This is a genomic window from Burkholderia sp. 28_3, from assembly GCF_003253915.1.
GTDB lineage: Bacteria > Pseudomonadota > Gammaproteobacteria > Burkholderiales > Burkholderiaceae > Burkholderia > Burkholderia cenocepacia.
The window spans coordinates 39503-56996 of record NZ_QKZF01000002.1; the positions used below are offsets into that span (position 1 = coordinate 39503).

The following is a 17494-nucleotide window of genomic DNA, read 5'->3' on the forward strand; positions in this document are numbered from 1 at the left end:
TTCGGACTTCGCTGTCTTCGTGAAGATCGCTGCGTCGTCTCAAGCAAGAACGTAACTATAACGATGTTTTTTCTAAAAGGGAATACTTTGATGAAGAAATTTTTCGGGACAAGGCGCCGCGTCCCGTTCGCGGCGTGTTCATGACTGCCGCGACGTCGAGTACGAGCACAACCCGAGCAGGCTTTCCTTGTAGATCGAATCGGGGAACGCGGCAATCGCCGCTGCCGCGGCCTGCGCTTCCTGGCGTGCGCATTCGAGCGTGTGATCGAGCGCGCCCGAGCGCGTGATCGCTTCGAAAATCGTGTCGAAGCGATCGGTGCCGCCCTGTTCGATCGCCTCGCGTGCGAGCGCCGACTGTTCGGGCGTGCCGCGCTCGATCAGATAGATGAGCGGCAGCGTCGGCTTGCCTTCGCGCAGGTCGTCGCCGGCATTCTTGCCCATTGCCTCGGCGGTGCCCGCATAGTCGAGCCAGTCGTCCATGATCTGGAACGCGGTGCCGATCCGGCGGCCGTATTCGGCGGCGGCGGCCTCGGTCGGCGCATCGGCGCCCGCGAGCACCGCGCCCAGGCGCGCCGACGCCTCGAACAGCTTGGCCGTCTTGTAGCGGATCACCTGCATGTAGCGCGTTTCGTCGACGTCCGCGTCGTGCATGTTCAGGAGCTGCAGCACCTCGCCTTCCGAAATGATCGTCGTCGCTTCGGACAGGATCTCCATCACGCGCATCTTGCCGACGCCGACCATCATCTCGAACGAGCGCGAGTAGAGGTAATCGCCTACCAGCACGCTCGCCGCGTTGCCGAACAGCGCATTGGCGGTCTGGCGGCCGCGGCGCAGCTCGGATTCGTCGACGACGTCGTCATGCAGCAGCGTGGCCGTGTGGATGAACTCGACGACGGCGGCCAGCACGTGCCGCTGGTGCGACGTTTCGCCGAGCGCGCCGGCGACGAGCAGCAGCAACGCCGGACGCAGCCGCTTGCCGCCCGCGCCGATGATGTACTCGGCGATCTGGTTGATCAGCAGCACGTCGGACGCGAGGCTTTGCCGGATAACGCGATTCACCTGCTCCATGTCGCTGGTGATCGGGGCGAGCAGGTGGGCGGCGCTGAGGGTGGGGGAGGCGGTGGACGACGACATGATGATGGAATTGGGTGATGCGGCGGATTATAAGTCGAATCCGCGATATGCCGGTCTGTCAGACGTACCGGCAGCGCGATTTTGGCCGTCTGGCCGAGGCCCGCGCGCGGTAATCGTCGATCGGTTTTGACTTCGGTGCTAACCCCATGTATAATCACGTGTTTTCCGCGCGTGGTGTGCGGAAAAATTGGATCCAGAGTGAGGTTCTCAATGTACGCGGTCATAAAAACCGGCGGCAAGCAGTACAAGGTTGCCGTTGGCGAAAAACTCAAAGTAGAACAGATACCGGCTGACATTGACGCTGAAATCACGCTCGACCAGGTTCTCGCAGTGGGCGAAGGCGAATCGATTAAGTTCGGTACGCCGCTGGTCAGTGGGGCTTCCGTCAAGGCCACCGTTGTGTCGCACGGTCGTCATGCCAAGGTCACCATCTTCAAGATGCGTCGCCGGAAGCACTACCAAAAGCACGGCGGCCACCGCCAGAACTACACTGAGCTGCGCATCGACGCGATCAACGCGTAAGCGCCTCGGTAAAGGAGCAATCAGATGGCACACAAAAAGGCAGGCGGCTCTTCCCGGAACGGCCGCGACTCCGAGTCGAAACGTCTCGGCGTGAAAGTGTACGGCGGCCAGGCAATCAATGCCGGCGGCATCATCGTGCGTCAGCGCGGTACGCGCATGCACGCTGGCGAGAACGTCGGCATGGGCAAGGATCACACCCTGTTCGCGCTGGTCGACGGTCACGTCAAGTTCGCGACGAAGGGCGCGGACAAGAAGCATCTGGTCATCGTCGTCCCGGCGGCTGCCTAAGTCAGGCACCCACGGGCTTCGTAGCCGAAAGGCCCCGCAGTCTTCGCGGGGCCTTTTTTATTGGGTCGCCGCCTGCAAATGCGGGCCGGCGACCCTCGCGCGACCGGCGTACGATCGGCCGAACGGCAGATTGTTCAAGCGTGCCGGCGCGCGGCACAATAGCGGAAATACTGGGCGGAGTGACGAATGAAGTTCATTGACGAAGCACGAATCGAAGTCATCGCCGGCGACGGAGGCGATGGCAGCGCGTCGATGCGCCGCGAGAAATTCGTCCCGTTCGGCGGGCCGGACGGTGGCGACGGCGGCCGCGGCGGTAGCGTTTACGCGATCGCCGACCGCAACATCAACACGCTGATCGACTACCGTTACGCGAAGAAGCACCTCGCGCGCAACGGCGAAAACGGTCGCGGCTCGGATTGCTACGGCAAGGGCGGCGACGATGTCACGCTGCGCATGCCGGTCGGCACCATCATCAGCGACATGGACACGGGCGAGCTGATTGCCGACCTGACCGAGCACGACCAGCGGGTGATGCTCGCGCAGGGCGGCGCCGGCGGCCTCGGCAACCTGCATTTCAAGTCGAGCACGAACCGCGCGCCGCGCCAGAAGACGGACGGCAAGCCGGGCGAGCGGCGCATGCTGAAGCTCGAGCTGAAGGTGCTCGCCGACGTCGGCCTGCTCGGCATGCCGAACGCGGGCAAGTCGACCTTCATCTCGTCGGTGTCGAACGCGAAGCCGAAGATCGCCGACTACCCGTTCACGACGCTCGCGCCGAATCTCGGTGTGGTGCGGGTCGGTCCGAGCAAGAGCTTCGTGATCGCCGATATCCCGGGGCTGATCGAAGGCGCGGCCGAAGGCGCGGGCCTCGGGCATCAATTCCTGCGCCACCTGCAGCGTACCGGCGTGCTGCTGCATCTGGTCGATCTCGCGCCGTTCGACGAAAGCGTCGATCCGGTCGCGGAAGCGACGGCGATCGTCGGCGAGCTGCGCAAGTACGACGAGGCGCTCTACGAGAAGCCGCGCTGGCTCGTGCTCAACAAGCTGGACATGGTGCCGGAAGACGAGCGCGAGGCGCGCGTCGCGGATTTCCTCGACCGCTTCGGCTGGGACGGCCCCGTGTTCGAGATCTCGGCGCTGACGGGCCAGGGCTGCGAAGCGCTGTGCTACGCGATCTACGACTACCTTTCCGAGCATTCGGACGCGCATCGCGCGGCGGAGGCGGAGGATCTCGCGGCCGACGTGCGTTTCCGCGATGCGCCGCCGGCGAAGGGCGGTGCGACGCCGGGCGACGACGCCTGAGCGTTCGCCAACGCGCCGGGCGTGCCGCCCGGCGTTGGCGTTCAATCGCGCCCGGCCGGGCAGGCATCAGATACAGGAGACAGTGCAGGATGCGTTCGATCATCGCGGATTCGAAGCGATTGGTGGTGAAGGTGGGCTCCAGCCTCGTGACCAACGACGGCAAGGGGCTCGATCATGCTGCAATCGGCCGCTGGGCGGCCCAGATCGCTGCGCTGCGTGCGCAGGGCAAGGAAGTCGTGCTCGTCAGTTCGGGCGCGATTGCCGAAGGTATGCAGCGGCTCGGCTGGAGCAAGCGGCCGCGGGAAATCGACGAGCTGCAGGCCGCCGCCGCGGTCGGCCAGATGGGGCTCGCGCAAGTCTACGAAAGCCGCTTCACCGAGCACGGCATCCGCACTGCGCAGATCCTGCTCACGCATGCCGATCTGGCGGACCGCGAGCGCTACCTGAATGCGCGTTCGACGCTGCTCACGCTGCTGCGGCTCGGCGTCGTGCCGATCATCAACGAAAACGACACGGTCGTCACCGACGAAATCAAGTTCGGCGACAACGACACGCTCGGCGCGCTCGTCGCGAACCTGATCGAAGGCGACGCGCTGATCATCCTCACCGACCAGTCGGGGCTGTTTACGGCCGATCCGCGCAAGGACCCGAATGCGACGCTCGTCGGCGAGGCCAATGCGGGCGCCCCCGAGCTCGAGGCGATGGCAGGCGGCGCGGGTTCGAGTCTCGGTCGCGGCGGGATGCTGACGAAGATCCTCGCGGCGAAGCGTGCGGCGCACAGCGGCGCGAATACCGTGATCGCGAGCGGCCGGGAGGCCGACGTGCTCGTGCGTCTGGCGGCCGGCGAGGCGATCGGCACGCAACTGATCGCACGGACCGCGCGGATGGCGGCACGCAAGCAATGGATGGCCGACCATCTGCAGGTCCGCGGCCACGTCGTGATCGACGCGGGCGCGGTCGAGAAGCTGACGGCCGGCGGCAAGAGCCTGCTGCCGATCGGCGTGATCGACGTGCAGGGCGCATTCGCGCGCGGCGAAGTCATCGCATGTGTCGGCCCGGACGGGCGCGAGGTGGCGCGCGGGCTCACGAACTACAGCAGTGCGGAAACGAAGCTGATTCACCGCAAGCCGAGCGGCGAGATCGAGACCGTGCTCGGCTACATGCTGGAGCCCGAACTGATTCATCGCGACAACCTCGTGCTGGTGTGATCGCCGGCCGGGTGCCGTCGTTCAAATGAAAAAGCCCGCGCAATGCGGGCTTTTTCGTGCGGCGGGACGATGCGGGCGGCCCGCATCGCGTACCGTCAGCGCAACTGCGTCATCGCGGTGCGGTGGAACCGGATGTTTTCGAGGATCTGCCGGGTCGAGCCCTGCGGCATCTTGTTCGCGCAGAAGTAGTCCTGGTAGAGCGCGGAGTGGTAGGCGTTCAGCTCGCCGTTCTCGATGCGCCGCCAGTCGTTCTCGACCGTGCGATCCCAGCCGTTGTGGTCGGCGTTCAGGCCCGCGTACTGGCGCCATTCGTAGGTGTCGCAGCGGATGCCTTCGTAGTTCACGTTGCGGGCACCGGCCGGGCTCGTGATGACGACTGCGTAGCGCACGACGCCGTCGGTGCCGACGTCGAGCGACTTCGCATCGACGAAGAACTTGAGCGGCGTGTTCTGCGACACGTTGAACGGCAGCAGATCGCCCGTTTGCGGCAGCGGCGGCAGCGTGTCGACGGTATTTTCCTTCCAGCTTCCCTGACGGTCGAGCAGGTACACGAACTCGCTGTCATCCTTGTTGGACGGCGCTTTCGAGTTCGCGCAGCCGGCCAGGGCGGCCAGCGCGGCGATCGATGCGAGCGCGAGAGCAATCGCTTTCAATATGCATTCCTCGTAAAAAAAGGGCGCGACACAAGGTCGCGCCCGGTCATGCAGTCCGACTCGTCATTTGCCGACGATCACGCGGGGCGGCATCTCGTCGAGCGTGCTCGCCTCCACTTCGATCTCCGAACAGACTACCGATGCGTCGACAATCGTCAGCGTCTGGGCCTGTGCGCCGATGACGCGCGGATAGCGCGACACACGCGGCCCGCGCGGCTTCTCGGCTCGCTGCGCCGGGCGGCGCAGGAAGCGCGACAGTTCCGTCAGCGCCAACTGATAGACATCCCGCTTGAACTCGATCACCGCATCGAGCGGCACCCAGTACTCGTTCCAGCGCCACGCATCGAACTCCGGGTGGTCGGTCGCGCGCAAGCAAATGTCGCAATCGCGTCCAACCATCCGCAGCAGGAACCAGATCTGCTTCTGGCCGCGGTAATGACCGCGTACTTCGCGTTTGATGAACTTGTCAGGCACCTCGTAACGCAACCAGTCGCGAGTGCGGCCGATTATCTTGACGTGTTCCGGATGCAGGCCCGTTTCCTCGTGCAGTTCCCGGTACATCGCCTGCATGGGGGTCTCGCCGTACTTGATCCCACCTTGAGGAAACTGCCAGGAATGCTCGCGGAGCCGCTTGCCCCAAAACACCTCGTTGCGCGCGTTCAAGAGGATGATGCCGACGTTCGGGCGAAAGCCTTCACGATCCAGCATACAACCACCTTCGAATCCTTTAAAATTGCTTTGATTATAAACAGATAACGGGCGCTGCGCACCGTGACGGAGCGAATCCGCGCGGGGTACGCCGGCTGAATTGTCCCTGATTAGTCTGCTACGTCGTCTGCGCCATCGTCGTCCCTCGTTGTTCGCCGCGCGCAGCTTTTTCACCTTGAAACTTTTTCGGGCGCCCCGCCTGGGGGCGCCGTTTTTGGAACCGTCCGCATGAAAGCTTCCCGTTTCTTTATCGGCACCCTGAAAGAGGCACCCGCCGACGCAGAGATCGTCAGCCACAAGCTGATGGTCCGCGCCGGCATGATCCGTCGCGTCGCCGGCGGCATCTACAACTACCTGCCGGTCGGCCTGCGTTCGATTCGCAAGGTCGAGGCGATCGTGCGCGAGGAAATGAACCGGGCGGGCGCCATCGAGCTGCTGATGCCGGCCGTGCAACCGGCCGAGCTGTGGCAGGAGTCGGGTCGCTGGGAGCAGTACGGCCCCGAGCTGCTGCGCTTCAAGGACCGCAAGGACAACGATTTCGTGATCGGGCCGACGCACGAGGAAGTCGTCACCGACATCGCGCGCAACCAGATCAAGAGCTACCGGCAGATGCCGGTGAACTTCTACCAGATCCAGACGAAGTTCCGCGACGAGATCCGTCCGCGCTTCGGCGTGATGCGCGGCCGCGAATTCATCATGAAGGACGCGTATTCGTTCGACAAGGATGCGGCCGGCCTGAACGAGTCGTACCGCAAGATGTACGACGCGTACGTGCGCATCTTCTCGCGCCTCGGCCTCGAGTTTCGCGCGGTCGCGGCCGACAGCGGCTCGATCGGCGGCAACTTCTCGCACGAGTTCCACGTGATCGCCGACACCGGCGAGGACGCGATCGCGTACTGCCCGACGTCCGAGTTCGCGGCGAACGTCGAGGCGGCCGAAGCGCTGCCGCTGATTGCCGAGCGCGCGGCGCCCGCCGAAGCGATGGAAAAGGTCGCGACGCCCGGCAAGGCGAAGTGCGAGGCCGTCGCCGAACTGCTGTCGATCCCGCTCGAGCGCACGATCAAGTCGATCGTGCTCGCGACCGACAACGAAGGCGCCGAGCCGACCATCTGGCTCGTGATGCTGCGCGGCGACCACGACCTGAACGAGATCAAGGTGTCGAAGCTGCCGGGCCTGAAGAACCACCGCTTCGCGACCGAACAGGAAATCGTCGAGTGGTTCGGCACGCCGCCGGGCTATCTCGGCCCGGTCGGCACGAAGAAGCCGGTGAAGGTGATCGCCGACCGCACGGTCGCGAACATGAGCGACTTCGTCGTCGGTGCGAACGAGGTCGACTATCACATCGCCGGCGTGAACTGGGGCCGCGACCTGCCGGAGCCGGACGTCGCCGACGTGCGCAACGTGAAGAAGGGCGATCCGTCGCCGGACGGCAAGGGCGTGATCGACATCTGCCGCGGCATCGAAGTCGGCCACGTGTTCCAGCTCGGCACCAAGTACTCGGAAGCGATGGGCGCGACGTTCCTCGACGAGTCGGGCAAGCCGCAGCCGATGCTGATGGGCTGCTACGGCGTCGGCATCACGCGTATTCTCGGCGCGGCGATCGAACAGAACTTCGACGACCGCGGCATCATCTGGCCGGAGTCGATCGCGCCGTTCGAGGTCGTGCTGTGCCCGATGGGCTATGACCGCAGCGACCTGGTGCGCGAGACGGCCGACAAGCTGTACGCGGAACTCGTCGCGGCCGGCATCGACGTGATCCTCGACGATCGCGGCGAGCGCCCGGGCGTGATGTTCGCCGACTGGGAACTGATCGGTGTGCCGCATCGTCTGGTGATCGGCGAGCGCGGCCTGAAGGAAGGCAAGATCGAGTACCAGGGCCGCCGCGATGCCGAAGCGACGCTGCTGCCGGCCGACACGGCCGCGGCGACGGTCGCCGAGAAGATCCGCGCCGCGCTCGCGCACTAAGCGCGGCGACCGGGGGACACGATGGAATACACGTTCCTGTCGGCCACCGTGCTCCTCGTGCTGATCACGGATCCGCTCGGCAACATCCCGCTGTTCATTTCGGCGATGCGGGATGTGCCGCGCGAGCGGCGCGTGAAGCTGATCCTGCGTGAAGTGGGGATCGCGTTCGTGATCCTGCTGTTCTTCATGGTGGTCGGCGACCGCTTCCTGCGGATGATGAGCCTCACCGACCTGTCGCTGCGGCTCGGCGGCGGGATCGTGCTGTTCCTGATCGCGCTGCGGATGATCTTCCCGCATCCGGACGGCGCGCTCGGCAGCGATCCGCGCGCGGGCGGCGAGCCGTTCATCGTGCCGCTCGCGATTCCGGCGCTGGCCGGGCCGTCCGCGCTCGCGACGGTGATGCTGCTGACGTCGCAGGCGCCGGGCAAGATGTTCGAGTGGGTCGGCGCGCTGACGGTCACGATGATCGTCTGCGCGATCACGCTGGTGCTGGCCGAAAGGATTCAGGCGTGGCTCGGCGAACGGACCGTCGCGGCGTTCGAGCGGCTGATGGGCCTCGTGCTCGTCGCGATCTCGGTCGAGATGCTGCTGGCGGGCATTCGCGCGTTCGTGCACCAGTTGCAGCCGTAGCGCGGGCGGGCGGTCGACGAAAAAAAGCGGCGCGCCGGGAAACCGGCGCGCCGCTTTCTGTTTATATGGCGGGCAGGGCGGCGATCAGACGTTCGCGGTCAGCGCGCGGATCGTCGGCAGGTTGCGCCAGTAGCCCTTCGCGTCCATCCCGCAGCCGAACACGTAGCGGTCCGGCACCGAGAAGCCGCAGAAGTCCGGGTGCAGCGGTTTCGCCTTCGCGAGCGTCTTCTCGCACAGCACGGCCGACATGAAACGCTGCGCGCCCATGTCGAGGATGCGGTCGCGGATCGCGGCCATCGTCTCGCCTTCGTCGAGGATGTCGTCGAGTACGAGCACGATGCGGTCCTTCACCGATTCGCGCGGCGCGACGCGCCAGTGCATCTCCGGGCTGCCCTGCGTCGTGTTGCGGTAGCGGGTCAGGTGGATGTAGTCGAATTCGAGCGGGAAATCGAGATGCGGCAGCAGCATCCCGGTAAACACCGCGGCGCCGCCCATCACCGAGAGAACGAGCGGGAACGCGTCGCCGATCTCGGCGCGGATCGCGTCGGCCATCTTCGAGATCGACGCGTTGACGGCGTCGGCCGAGACGATCTCTTCGGAGTGGTCGAAAATGTGGAGGGCTTCTTCGCGGTTCATGTGTTCTGGCGGGCAGTCGGTATACAAATAAGAATGAAGCAGAACGGCAGGCGCGCGCTACGGCAAAAACCCGCGCGCCGGCCGACGGGCGAAATCAGCGCATGCCGGGCATCATGCCCTTCAGGCCGCGCATCATCTTCTGCATGTTGCCGCCCTTCAGCTTCTTCATCATCGTACGCATCTGGTCGTACTGGTTCAGCATCCGGTTGACTTCCTGCACCGGCACGCCCGCGCCGGCTGCAATGCGGCGCTTGCGCGTCGCCTTGATGATCTCGGGTTTCGCGCGCTCGGCGGGCGTCATCGAGCTGATGATCCCTTCCATCCGGCGGATCGACTTCTCGGCCTGGCCCATGTCGGCGCCGGCCGCCGCCTGCTGGAACTGCGCGGGGAGCTTATCCATCAGCGACGACAGGCCGCCCATGTTCTTCATCTGCGAGATCTGCGCGCGGAAATCGTTCAGGTCGAAATCGCCGCCTTTCTTGACCTTGTCGGCGAGCTTCTGCGCGGCCTGGACATCGACGCCGCGCTGCGCCTCCTCGACGAGCGCGAGGATGTCGCCCATGCCGAGGATCCGGTTCGCCATCCGGTCGGGGTGGAACACCTCGAGGCCGTCGAGCTTCTCGGCGACGCCGACGAACTTGATCGGCTTGCCCGTGACGTGACGCACCGACAGCGCGGCGCCGCCGCGCGAGTCGCCGTCGAGCTTGGTCAGCACGACGCCGGTGAGCGGCAGCGTGTCGTTGAACGCCTTCGCGGTGTTGACCGCGTCCTGGCCGAGCATCGCGTCGACGACGAACAGCGTTTCGGCCGGCTTCAGCGTGCCGTGCAGCGCGGCGATTTCCTGCATCATCGCCTCGTCGATGCCGAGGCGGCCGGCCGTGTCGACGAGCAGCACGTCATGGTAGTGGCGCTTCGCCCAGTCGACGGCGGCGAGCGCGATGTCGACGGGCTTCTGGTCCGGCGTGGACGGGAAGAAGTCGGCGCCGACCTGCTCGGTCACCGTTTTCAGCTGCATGATCGCAGCCGGGCGATACACGTCGCACGACACGGTCAGCACCTTCTTCTTGTACTTCTCGCGCAGCAGCTTCGCGAGCTTGCCGACGGTCGTGGTCTTGCCCGCGCCCTGCAGGCCGGCCATCAGGATCACGGCGGGTGGCGTGACCGCGAGGTTCAGCTCGGCGGCCTTGCCTTCGTAGTCGCCGCCGATCACGGCGGTCAGTTCCTTCTGGACCACGCCGACGAGCGCCTGGCCCGGCGACAGGCTGCTGATCACTTCTTCGCCGAGCGCCTTTTCCTTGACCTTGGCGATGAATTCGCGAACGACCGGCAGCGACACGTCGGCTTCCAGCAGCGCGAGACGCACCTCGCGGAGCATCTCCTGCGTGTTCGCCTCGGTGAGCCGGGCCTCGCCGCGCAGCGTCTTGACGACGCGCGCCATCCGTTGAGTGAGATTGTCGAGCATGGGGAGCGATGGACAGTGGGGCCCGAAGGCGCGGCGGAACCGAACAAAGGGAGCCGTCGCGGGAAGGGGGCCTAGTGTAAACTTCGAACATGGATATTGTACTGTATGCCCTCACCGCATTCCTGTACGGCGGCCTCGCCGTCGCAGGCTGGCGCTCGCACCGCCAGGGCGCGACGCCGCTCGTCGCGAGCGTGCCGGCCGTGCCGGTTCCGGCGTCCGCCGCGTCCGGGATGAGCGGGGCCGGCCGCGCGCTGCTGTTCGCCGCGCTGGTCGCGCACGGCGTGCTGCTCCACATGACGATCTTTCCGAACGACGCGATGGTGTTCGGCTTCGCGTTCGCGCTGTCGGCGATGTTCTGGCTCGGCGCCGGCATCTACTGGATCGAGAGCTTCTTCTTCCCGCTCGACAGCCTGCGCCTGCTGGTGCTGCCGCTCGCGTGCGGCGCGTCGCTGCTGCCGCTCGTGTTCGGCGGCGTGCGGGTGCTTCCTTATGCCGCAGCGCCGCTGTTCAAGCTGCATTTCCTGATCGCGAACATCGCCTACGGGCTGTTCGCGATCGCCGCGCTGCACGCGATCCTGATGCTGATGGTCGAGCGCCGCCTGCAGTCGCTGAGAAGCGGTGGGCGCGACGGCTCGACGGGCTGGATCGCGAGCTGGCTCGAAACGCTGCCGCCGCTGCTCACGCTCGAGAAGCTGCTGTTCCGCCTGATCGGCGCCGGCTTCGTGCTGCTGACGCTGACACTCGCGTCGGGCATCCTGTTCAGCGAGCAGGTCGACGCGCGCATGTTGCGGCTCGACCACAAGACGGTGTTCGCGATCCTGTCGTGGCTGATGTTCGGCGGCCTGCTGGTTGCCCGCAAGACGTCGGGCTGGCGCGGCCGCGGCGCCGCGCGCTGGGTGCTCGTGTCGTTCGCCGCGCTGCTGCTCGCGTATGTCGGCAGCCGGTTCGTTTTCGAGGTGCTGCTGCACCGCTCCGTGGTTTGACCGCAGGTTTCCGATGCGACAGATTCTTCTCCTGATCCTTCTCTTCTTCGCGGGTTCGTGGCTCGCGCGCAAGCTGCGCCACGCGCAGGAACAGGCGCAGGCGCGCGCCGGCCGCGGCGCCGGTTACGACGGTGCGCCCGGTGCTGGCGCCGGCGCCGCGCGCCCGAACGGCGACGCGCGGTCGCTGCCGGAACCGATGGTGCGCTGCGCCGAATGCGGCGTGCATGCGCCGAAGGGCGACGCCGTGGCCGCGAGCGGCGAATACTTCTGCAGCGTCGAGCATGCGCAGCGCCACGCCGCGCGCGTGAACGGCCGCGACGCGCGATGAGCGACGCGCCGGCGTTGTCGGTCGACGCGAACGGCTGGGTGCGCGAGGCGCGCCATGCGCCGTCGCCGAACTTCGAGATGCGGCCCGCGGGTGCGGTGCCGACGCTCGTGGTCGTCCACAACATCAGCCTGCCGCCCGGCGAATTCGGCGGCGACGCGATCGAGGCGCTGTTCCTGAATCGCCTCGACTGCGATGCGCACCCCTATTACCAGAGCCACCTGCGCGGCGTGCGCGTGTCCGCCCATTTCCTGATCCGCCGCGGCGGCGAGCTCGTGCAGTTCGTGTCGTGCGACGAGCGCGCGTGGCACGCGGGCTCGTCCGAGTTCTTCGGCCGCACGCGCTGCAACGACTTCTCGATCGGCATCGAGCTCGAAGGCGCGGACGACGTGCCGTTCGACGATGCGCAATACGCGGTGCTCGCCGCGCTCTCCCGCGCGCTCGCCGCGCGCTACCCGGTCGACGCGTTCGCCGGGCATTCGGACGTCGCACCGGGCCGCAAGACCGACCCGGGCCCGCATTTCGATTGGCAACGCTTCGCGAGCGATGCCGGTTTTTCCGCCGAATACTTTCCTTTCCGTCAGCACTGATCGCGGGGTTTTTTGAGCGGAGAAAGTTTTTTCTCCGACCAATGCCTTGCCGTGTCTGCGCGTGAGCGATGTCAAGACCTCTATCGCAAATTATCCGTTTGGACGTCCTCCGAATGTCCACTATACTTGGTGCCAGTTGAGCAGTTCTGTACTAGATATAGTGTGTGTCGCAGGGGAAAACCCGAGCGGCACCGGCCGGCGGCCACGCTGGCGGACAGGGTTCTCAGGGCGGCGCGTCAGGCCGGGCGGTCCGGGCGTCGCGATCAGCGCAGCGAACATCGACGGGGCAGGGTATACATGACGAAGCACACGACCGGTTTGGTTGTCGCGCATCGACCGAACCGGCTTCCCCGGCGCATCGCTCGCCTCTTACCGCTCGCGCACCGCATTGCGCAGCGTTCGTTTTAATCCGCGGTTCTCTCCGCACCATCCAACACCAGGAGCTTTGCACATGCAAACCACCGACAACGCGACGTCCCAGTACGAGAGCGCCTCGAGCCGTCCGCTCGGCGGGACCGAACAGGGCGCGAAGGCGCTCGCGCCGCAGGCCACGTTCGCCGACTACAAGGTGATCCGCCGCAATGGCAGCGTGGTGTCGTTCGAACCCTCGAAGATCGCGATCGCGGTGACCAAGGCTTTCCTGGCCGTCAATGGCGGGCAGGGCGCGGCATCGGCGCGCGTACGCGAGCAGGTCGAACAACTGACGCACAACGTCGTTCGCGCGCTCGTGCGCAGCCGCCCGAACGGCGGTACGTTCCATATCGAAGACATCCAGGACCAGGTCGAACTCGCGCTGATGCGCGGCGGCGAGCACAACGTCGCGCGTGCGTACGTGCTGTATCGCGAGAAGCGTCACCTCGAGCGCCAGCATGCGGGCGAGGAAGCGGCGGCCGCGGGCGGCGAGTCGACCACCGGCATCAACGTCGTCGACAACGGCGTCACGCGCCCGCTCGACCTGAACGCGCTGCGCGCGCTGATCGTGTCGGCGTGCGACGGCCTCGGCGCTGCGGTTAACCCTGACCCGATCGTCGCGGAGACGGTGAAGAACCTGTACGACGGCGTGCCGATGAGCCAGGTCTACGACTCGGCGATCCTCGCGGCGCGCACGATGATCGAAAAGGATCCGGCATACAGCCAGGTCACGGCCCGCATCCTGCTGCACACGATCCGCCGCGAGATCCTCGGCGAGGAAGTCGTGCAGGCCGAGATGTCGACCCGCTACGCCGAATACTTCCCGCAGTTCCTGAAGCGCGGCGTCGACGCCGGCCTGCTCGACGACAAGCTGCTGCAGTTCGACCTGAAGCGCCTCGGCGAAGCCCTCGACGCGAACCGCGACCTGCAGTTCGGCTACCTCGGCCTGCAGACGCTGTACGACCGCTACTTCCTGCACGTCGACGGCACCCGCATCGAAATGCCGCAGGCATTCTTCATGCGCGTCGCGATGGGCCTGTCGCTGAACGAGATCGACCGCGAAACGCGCGCGATCGAGTTCTACAACGTGCTGTCGAGCTTCGACTTCATGAGCTCGACGCCGACGCTGTTCAACTCGGGCACGCACCGCTCGCAGCTGTCGTCGTGCTACCTGACGACGGTCGCGGACGATCTCGACGGCATCTATGAAGCGCTGAAGGAGAACGCGCTGCTGTCGAAGTTCGCGGGCGGTCTCGGCAACGACTGGACGCGCGTGCGCGCACTCGGCTCGCATATCAAGGGCACGAACGGCAAGTCGCAAGGCGTGGTCCCGTTCCTGAAGGTCGTGAACGACACGGCCGTCGCGGTGAACCAGGGCGGCAAGCGCAAGGGCGCGGTCTGCGCGTACCTGGAATCGTGGCACCTCGACATCGAGGAGTTCCTGGAGCTGCGCAAGAACACCGGTGACGACCGTCGCCGTACGCACGACATGAACACGGCGAACTGGATTCCCGACCTGTTCATGAAGCGCGTGATGGAAGGCGCCGACTGGACGCTGTTCTCGCCGTCGACCTGCCCGGACCTGCACGACAAGTTCGGCGCCGATTTCGAGAAGGCTTACACGGCTTACGAAGACAAGGTCGCGCGCGGCGAGATCAAGCTGTTCAAGAAGATCCCGGCGCAGCAGCTCTGGCGCAAGATGCTCGGCATGCTGTTCGAGACGGGCCACCCGTGGATCACGTTCAAGGATCCGTGCAACGTGCGCTCGCCGCAGCAGCACGTCGGCGTCGTCCACTCGTCGAACCTGTGCACGGAAATCACGCTGAACACGAGCGACACCGAAATCGCGGTGTGCAACCTCGGCTCGGTGAACCTCGTCGCCCACCTGGTGAAGCAGGCCGACGGCAGCTACGCGCTCGACCACGGCAAGCTGAAGCGCACGATCAGCGTCGCGATGCGCATGCTCGACAACGTGATCGACATCAACTACTACGCGGTGCCGAAGGCGCGTAACTCGAACCTGAAGCACCGCCCGGTCGGCATGGGCATCATGGGCTTCCAGGACTGCCTGCACCTGCTGCGCACGCCGTACGCGTCGGAAGCGGCGGTCGAGTTCGCGGACCGTTCGATGGAAGCCGTCTGCTACTACGCGTACTACGCGTCGACCGAGCTGGCCGAAGAGCGCGGCCGCTACTCGAGCTACCGCGGTTCGCTGTGGGATCGCGGCATCCTCCCGCAGGACACGCTGAAGCTGCTGACGGAAGCGCGCGGCGGCTACGTCGAGGTCGACACGTCGGAATCGCTCGACTGGACGACGCTGCGTTCGCGGATCGCCGCGCACGGCATGCGCAACTCGAACTGCGTCGCGATCGCGCCGACGGCGACGATCTCGAACATCATCGGCGTGTCGGCCTGTATCGAGCCGACCTTCCAGAACCTGTACGTGAAGTCGAACCTGTCGGGCGAATTCACGGTGGTGAACGAGTATCTCGTCCGCGACCTGAAGGAACGCGGCCTGTGGGACGAGGTGATGGTCGCCGACCTGAAGTACTTCGACGGCATGCTGTCGCGCATCGACCGCATCCCGGCCGACCTGCGCGCGATCTACGCGACCGCGTTCGAGGTCGACCCGACGTGGCTGGTCGAAGCGGCGTCGCGTCGCCAGAAGTGGATCGACCAGGCGCAGTCGCTGAACATCTACATGGGCGGCGCGTCGGGCAAGAAGCTCGACGAGGTCTACAAGCTCGCATGGCTGCGCGGCCTGAAGACGACCTACTACCTCCGCACGATGGCGGCGACGCACGTCGAGAAGTCGACGGTCGCACACGGCGCGCTGAACGCAGTGCCGACGGGCGGTGCAGGCAGCGGCGGCTCGGGCAGCGGCGGCGCGCAAGGCGCGGCGGGCGGTTTCGGTGCGGCAGGCGGCGATGCATCGTCGGGCGCGATCAACGCGGCGCCGGCACTCGCGCCGGTCGAAGCGGACGGTCCGGTGTGCACGATGCGTCCGGGCGATCCCGGCTTCGACGAATGCGAAGCGTGCCAGTAACGCAGTGCGCCTGACCTGAGAAGCAGGCCTGCGCGGCGCACACGACGACCGATCGAGGTTGCAGTGTGCGCCGCTCTCAACTAAAAAAATGATAAGGAATCTGTAACGCGACACCTGCGTTGCAGGCAGTGACAAGCGATCGAAACAGCCCCGACGGCGTCGCGTTTCGATCAGCGTTCGATGCGTCGAGCGCACCTCGCGATACAAGCGCGACTCACATCGCGCGCTGCATGAACGACGATGCGTTGCTCAAAGTGTTGTATCGAGGTCGCAACGCGAATCGAAAAAAGGATTTTTCGTGAGCGAACCCTTTTATCGCTCAGGAAAAGATGGTACAAACCGTTCTAAATTGATGGTGAGAATTTATGCTCAACTGGGATGACGAGAAGACTGCCGTAACCCCCGCGAGCGGAGCGCAGCAAAACGCGATGCGCACCTCCGCCGGGATGGCTGTCGGAATGCAGGCTGCAACGCCTGCCGCCCATCAGGTCCGTGACATTTTCGAAGGCGATCTTGCGGTGCCGCCGCAAGCATCGGCTGTTCCCGCCGGCGGTACGGAAGCGCGGGTCAATGTCGCCGACAAGCGCATCATCAACGGCCAGACTGACGTCAATCAGCTGGTGCCGTTCAAGTACAAGTGGGCGTGGGAAAAGTATCTGGCCGGTTGCGCGAACCACTGGATGCCGCAGGAAATCAACATGTCCCGCGACATCGCACTGTGGAAGGACCCGAACGGTCTGACCGAGGACGAGCGCCGCATCGTGAAGCGCAACCTCGGCTTCTTCGTGACGGCCGACTCGCTCGCCGCGAACAACATCGTGCTCGGCACGTACCGCCACATCACGGCGCCCGAGTGCCGGCAGTTCCTGCTGCGCCAGGCGTTCGAGGAAGCGATTCACACGCACGCGTACCAATACATCGTCGAATCGCTCGGCCTCGACGAAGGCGAGATCTTCAACGCGTATCACGAGGTCACGTCGATCCGCGCGAAGGACGAATTCCTGATCCCGTTCATTCATACGCTGACGGACCCGGCCTTCAAGACCGGCACGCTCGAGGCGGATCAGAAGCTGCTGAAGTCGCTGATCGTGTTCGCCTGCATCATGGAAGGCCTGTTCTTCTATGTCGGGTTTACGCAGATCCTCGCACTCGGCCGCCAGAACAAGATGACGGGTGCTGCAGAGCAATATCAGTACATCCTGCGCGACGAGTCGATGCACTGCAACTTCGGCATCGACCTGATCAACCAGATCAAGCTCGAGAACCCGCATCTCTGGACCGCGGAATTCCGCGCCGAGATCCGCGAGCTGTTCAAGCAGGCTGTCGAACTCGAATACCGCTACGCCGAAGACACGATGCCGCGCGGCGTGCTGGGTTTGAACGCGTCGATGTTCAAGAGCTATCTGCGCTTCATCAGCAACCGCCGTTGCCAGCAGATCGGCCTCGATCCGCTGTTCCCGAACGAGGAAAACCCGTTCCCGTGGATGAGCGAGATGATCGACCTGAAGAAGGAACGCAACTTCTTCGAGACGCGTGTGATCGAGTATCAGACGGGGGGCGCGCTGTCCTGGGAATAACCCGCAGCAGCGAACCCGTTACATGATGGAGCAGCCGGTGGCCTCTCGGCCCCGGCC

Annotated in this window: 16 protein-coding genes; 11 read left to right on the forward strand and 5 right to left on the reverse strand. The window is 65.3% G+C overall.

Annotated features, from left to right (window positions below; genetic code table 11):
- Nucleotides 1–138: 138 nt before the first annotated feature.
- Nucleotides 139–1134, reverse strand: coding sequence for a polyprenyl synthetase family protein (locus DFS13_RS04850; RefSeq protein WP_011544516.1), 996 nt, complete (start codon nt 1132–1134; stop codon nt 139–141).
- Nucleotides 1135–1344: 210 nt separating this feature from the next.
- Here DFS13_RS04850 and rplU point away from each other — a divergent pair, with 210 nt between their 5' ends.
- The 4 genes from rplU to proB all read left to right on the forward strand — a co-directional run bounded on the left by rplU (nt 1345) and on the right by proB (nt 4451).
- The gene (gene rplU, locus DFS13_RS04855; protein ID WP_006025184.1) at nt 1345–1656 is read left to right on the forward strand and encodes a 50S ribosomal protein L21; all 312 of its coding nucleotides are present in this window, start codon (nt 1345–1347) and stop codon (nt 1654–1656) included.
- Between the two features lie 24 nt (nt 1657–1680).
- Entirely contained in the window at nt 1681–1944 is a 264-nt protein-coding gene (gene rpmA / locus DFS13_RS04860; RefSeq protein ID WP_006476999.1) for a 50S ribosomal protein L27, read from the forward strand.
- 186 nt (nt 1945–2130) lie between these two features.
- A complete protein-coding gene (gene obgE, locus DFS13_RS04865) occupies nt 2131–3243 on the forward strand; it encodes a GTPase ObgE (RefSeq protein ID WP_006489254.1) in 1113 nt (370 codons plus the stop codon).
- A gap of 89 nt (nt 3244–3332) precedes the next feature.
- The gene (gene proB, locus DFS13_RS04870) at nt 3333–4451 is read left to right on the forward strand and encodes a glutamate 5-kinase (RefSeq protein WP_006476997.1); all 1119 of its coding nucleotides are present in this window, start codon (nt 3333–3335) and stop codon (nt 4449–4451) included.
- A 95-nt stretch (nt 4452–4546) separates the two neighbouring features.
- Here the strand turns inward: proB and DFS13_RS04875 are convergent, their stop codons facing one another.
- Both DFS13_RS04875 and DFS13_RS04880 read right to left on the reverse strand, forming a co-directional pair.
- Complete coding sequence (locus DFS13_RS04875) at nt 4547–5104, reverse strand: CNP1-like family protein (protein WP_006489238.1); 558 nt, start codon at nt 5102–5104, stop codon at nt 4547–4549.
- Nucleotides 5105–5167: 63 nt separating this feature from the next.
- Nucleotides 5168–5812 (reverse strand): RNA pyrophosphohydrolase, encoded by a 645-nt coding sequence (locus DFS13_RS04880; RefSeq protein WP_006496762.1) that lies wholly within the window; start codon nt 5810–5812, stop codon nt 5168–5170.
- A 228-nt stretch (nt 5813–6040) separates the two neighbouring features.
- Between DFS13_RS04880 and DFS13_RS04890 the strand changes: the two genes are divergently transcribed.
- Nucleotides 6041–7777: a proline--tRNA ligase gene (locus DFS13_RS04890; RefSeq protein WP_006489236.1), complete on the forward strand. Its 1737-nt coding sequence runs from the start codon at nt 6041–6043 to the stop codon at nt 7775–7777.
- 21 nt (nt 7778–7798) lie between these two features.
- Complete coding sequence (locus tag DFS13_RS04895; protein ID WP_006496761.1) at nt 7799–8407, forward strand: MarC family protein; 609 nt, start codon at nt 7799–7801, stop codon at nt 8405–8407.
- 84 nt (nt 8408–8491) lie between these two features.
- Here the strand turns inward: DFS13_RS04895 and DFS13_RS04900 are convergent, their stop codons facing one another.
- Together DFS13_RS04900 and ffh are read right to left on the reverse strand one after the other, a co-directional pair.
- The gene (locus tag DFS13_RS04900) at nt 8492–9043 is read right to left on the reverse strand and encodes a hypoxanthine-guanine phosphoribosyltransferase (RefSeq protein WP_006489240.1); all 552 of its coding nucleotides are present in this window, start codon (nt 9041–9043) and stop codon (nt 8492–8494) included.
- Between the two features lie 94 nt (nt 9044–9137).
- Nucleotides 9138–10505, reverse strand: a complete 1368-nt coding sequence (gene ffh / locus DFS13_RS04905; RefSeq protein ID WP_006476982.1) for a signal recognition particle protein — start codon at nt 10503–10505, stop codon at nt 9138–9140.
- 89 nt (nt 10506–10594) lie between these two features.
- Here ffh and DFS13_RS04910 point away from each other — a divergent pair, with 89 nt between their 5' ends.
- From DFS13_RS04910 to DFS13_RS04940, 5 genes are all read left to right on the forward strand, one after another.
- Nucleotides 10595–11488 carry an inner membrane protein YpjD gene (locus tag DFS13_RS04910; protein WP_006489256.1) on the forward strand — a complete coding sequence of 298 codons (894 nt, stop codon included), beginning with the start codon at nt 10595–10597 and terminating at the stop codon, nt 11486–11488.
- A gap of 13 nt (nt 11489–11501) precedes the next feature.
- Complete coding sequence (locus tag DFS13_RS04915) at nt 11502–11816, forward strand: PP0621 family protein (protein ID WP_006496759.1); 315 nt, start codon at nt 11502–11504, stop codon at nt 11814–11816.
- Nucleotides 11813–12403 carry a 1,6-anhydro-N-acetylmuramyl-L-alanine amidase AmpD gene (gene ampD / locus DFS13_RS04920; protein ID WP_006496758.1) on the forward strand — a complete coding sequence of 197 codons (591 nt, stop codon included), beginning with the start codon at nt 11813–11815 and terminating at the stop codon, nt 12401–12403. Before DFS13_RS04915 ends, ampD begins: the two co-directional genes overlap by 4 nt.
- A 451-nt stretch (nt 12404–12854) precedes the next feature.
- A complete protein-coding gene (locus DFS13_RS04930) occupies nt 12855–15860 on the forward strand; it encodes a ribonucleoside-diphosphate reductase subunit alpha (protein ID WP_111441429.1) in 3006 nt (1001 codons plus the stop codon).
- A gap of 365 nt (nt 15861–16225) precedes the next feature.
- Complete coding sequence (locus DFS13_RS04940; protein ID WP_006476978.1) at nt 16226–17437, forward strand: ribonucleotide-diphosphate reductase subunit beta; 1212 nt, start codon at nt 16226–16228, stop codon at nt 17435–17437.
- The last annotated feature ends 57 nt before the right edge of the window (nt 17438–17494 follow it).